This is a genomic window from Paraburkholderia mimosarum LMG 23256 = NBRC 106338 (assembly GCF_000739815.1).
Taxonomy (GTDB): Bacteria; Pseudomonadota; Gammaproteobacteria; order Burkholderiales; family Burkholderiaceae; genus Paraburkholderia; species Paraburkholderia mimosarum.
The window spans coordinates 1-2,485 of sequence record NZ_BBJJ01000235.1 but is presented as its reverse complement, the minus strand read 5'-3'; the positions used below and the strand labels follow the sequence as shown (position 1 = coordinate 2,485).

The window sequence follows — 2,485 nt, the reverse complement described above, 5'->3', positions numbered from 1 at the left end:
GGAATGAACGCCTCCCAACCGTGAACGGTGGAACTAAGGATGAGGATGGACCCTTCACGGGCCGACGGCATCACCGTGCCAATATGGAAGATCATGCAGGTCTTCACAGGCAAAACCGGAGGGATCCGAAATGAAGCTTACGCCAGTTGGGATCGACATTGCCAAGCGCGTGTTTCAGGTGCATTACGTGGACGCGGAAACTGGAGAGATTGTGAACCGGCAGATCAAGCGCGCCAAGTTTCTCGAGCACTTCGTGAACCGGGCGCCGTGCCTGATCGGGATGGAAGCTTGCGGTGGTTCACAGCATTGGGCACGACAACTCACGAAACTGGGGCACGAGGTGAAGCTCATGCCGGCCGGGTTCGTCAAGGCATTCAACATCCGCAACAAGAGCGATGCAGCAGACGCCCGGGCGATCTGGCTGGCCGTGCAGCAGCCAGGCAAGGCCGTGGCGGTAAAAAGCGAAGCCCAGCAAGCGGTGCTGGCGCTGCACAGGATGCGCCAGCAACTGGTCAAGTTTCGTACGATGCAGATCAACAGCTTGCGCGGACTGCTGGCCGAATACGGCGAGGTGATGGGTAAGGGCCGGGCTGCGCTCGATAAGGCGATACCGGCGGTGCTTGCCGGCATAACGGATCGACTGCCGATGGTGTTGATCGACACATTGCGCGAGCAGTGGAACGGGTTGACGAAGCTCGATGACCAGATCGCCGTGATCGAACGGCGGCTGCGTCAGTGGATGCTGGAGGACAAGGCGGTCAAAGCGATTACCGCGATCCCCGGCGTTGGTGTGCTGACGGCGACTGCCGCAGTGGCGACAATGGGCGACGCGAAGTCGTTCCGGTCGGGGCGCGAGTTCGCAGCCTGGATCGGTCTCGTACCAAAGCAGACTGGCTCGGGCGGAAAGGTGACGTTGCTGGGGATCAACAGGCGCGGCGACACGTATCTGCGCACGCTGTTGATACACGGTGCCCGTAGCGTGTTGTATCACGCGAAGGAGCCCAGCTCGTGGGTCGAGCAGATCAGCAAGCGCAGGCCACCGAACGTGGTAATCGTCGCGCTGGCCAACAAGATGGCACGAACAATCTGGGCAATCCTCGCCCACGAGCGGTCGTATCAGATGGGGCACGTGAGCGCGAAGCCGGTCTGAATAGCCAGCGTTCACGCAGAAGACTAACTTCACACAGGATGACGCGTCGAAGGTTGCGCTGGCAATCGAATGTGATGACAGAACAGGTTGGACCGGAACTCGCTAAACCTGAATGTGCATAAGAGCCTTGAGCTCGTGAGGTCAATGAGGTGCGAGTCAGCGGATTTCATAGAGGCCCGCAGCGTATGTACCGGCTGCAGCAAGGCCGTATATACAGCAGCAACCCATCCTGCCCGTCACAACAAACGAAAGCCTTAGCAAACGGGAGGCGTTCATATAAATGCACATGATCAGGAAAGGACAGATGAAATGTGCGGGCAAAGACCCGTCGTCTGCTTCCCAGCAGTTTTACTCCCTTGTGTCATAAGCAATACTTACCATATCGACATTTCTCGTCCCGACACCCTTGCTGCAACAGAACCGAATAGGCCACATACCATCGCACGCACGGCAAAATCACTTCAAGCGGGTAGTGAAGGCGCTTCAGGACCTTGGCCAGGCCCGGCGCGAGTGTGGTTCGCGGTGTCTTCGTCTTCTTCATCGCTCAGCTCAAAAATTCGCTACCCAATTTTAACGTGGGCCTTACTGCAACAGAACCCGCCGATCCGGCCCGCGAAGGCGGACGGGCTCTTGCGGTTTCGGTCGCATCGAGGCCGTGGCCGATCGCGTCTTGCGGCGGGTGTTCAGACCGGGGACGCGCGGATGGCCAAGGCCAACTGTCTGAGGGCGGAAGAGCTGCTCGACCACCGTCCATTCGTCGTCAGTGAGGGCTGGTAGATCACAGGTCGTGTACCTCTTCTTGGTTCGACCATGGACCGCTCTGGCCTTCCAGCACTTCTATCCGGAACGGGCCACGGACTCCCAGTGAAAATTCGGCCGCTGCGGCGAGCGCGCGTTCAAGTCTGATTTCGGGCAGCATCGGCATGCCGGCGGTGCTATGCAGCGCGCCCAGCGCAGCCTGTTCGCCGCTACCACAGGCATTGAAGTTCACGGCGTTCTCACCAACCTGATAATCGCCGTCAATCCGGAAGACGCGCCCCTCGTAACCAACCAGAAAAGTGCCAGCCGATTCCCGTTCGTGTTCCTTCCGCGCGTATCCGCCGCGGGCAAAGCACTCGCGTACCGCCTCAACGAAGGTTGTGCACATGAAGGCAAACACGTCGGCACCTTCAGGGCGCGGCGCGACGGTCAGGTTATGGCCCAGAAGCTGCCCCATCCTAAAGGACGTAGTAAAGCCGATCAGGAACGGCCCCACTCGATAAATCTTGGGGTCGGCGCGTACCGTAATGTACGAACCGCCCGCTGCCGAATCGGCACCCATGTAGACCTTCTTTC

Annotated in this window: 2 protein-coding genes and 2 pseudogenes; 2 read left to right on the top strand and 2 right to left on the bottom strand. The window is 59.2% G+C overall.

Annotated elements, in window-relative coordinates; all coding sequences use genetic code 11:
- The first annotated feature begins 130 nt into the window (after positions 1 to 130).
- Both BMI01S_RS36950 and BMI01S_RS42510 read left to right on the top strand, forming a co-directional pair.
- Positions 131 to 1,150: an IS110 family RNA-guided transposase gene (locus BMI01S_RS36950; RefSeq protein ID WP_028233087.1), complete on the top strand. Its 1,020-nt coding sequence runs from the start codon at positions 131 to 133 to the stop codon at positions 1,148 to 1,150.
- A 280-nt stretch (positions 1,151 to 1,430) separates the two neighbouring features.
- Positions 1,431 to 1,517: pseudogene (locus BMI01S_RS42510) on the top strand (IS6 family transposase); the annotation flags it as partial.
- A gap of 42 nt (positions 1,518 to 1,559) precedes the next feature.
- Here BMI01S_RS42510 and BMI01S_RS42320 read toward each other — a convergent pair.
- A pseudogene (locus BMI01S_RS42320) lies at positions 1,560 to 1,691 on the bottom strand (IS6 family transposase); the annotation flags it as partial.
- A 237-nt stretch (positions 1,692 to 1,928) separates the two neighbouring features.
- Positions 1,929 to 2,485: hypothetical protein (locus BMI01S_RS36945; protein WP_063769766.1), on the bottom strand; the 557-nt coding region annotated here is incomplete at its 5' end.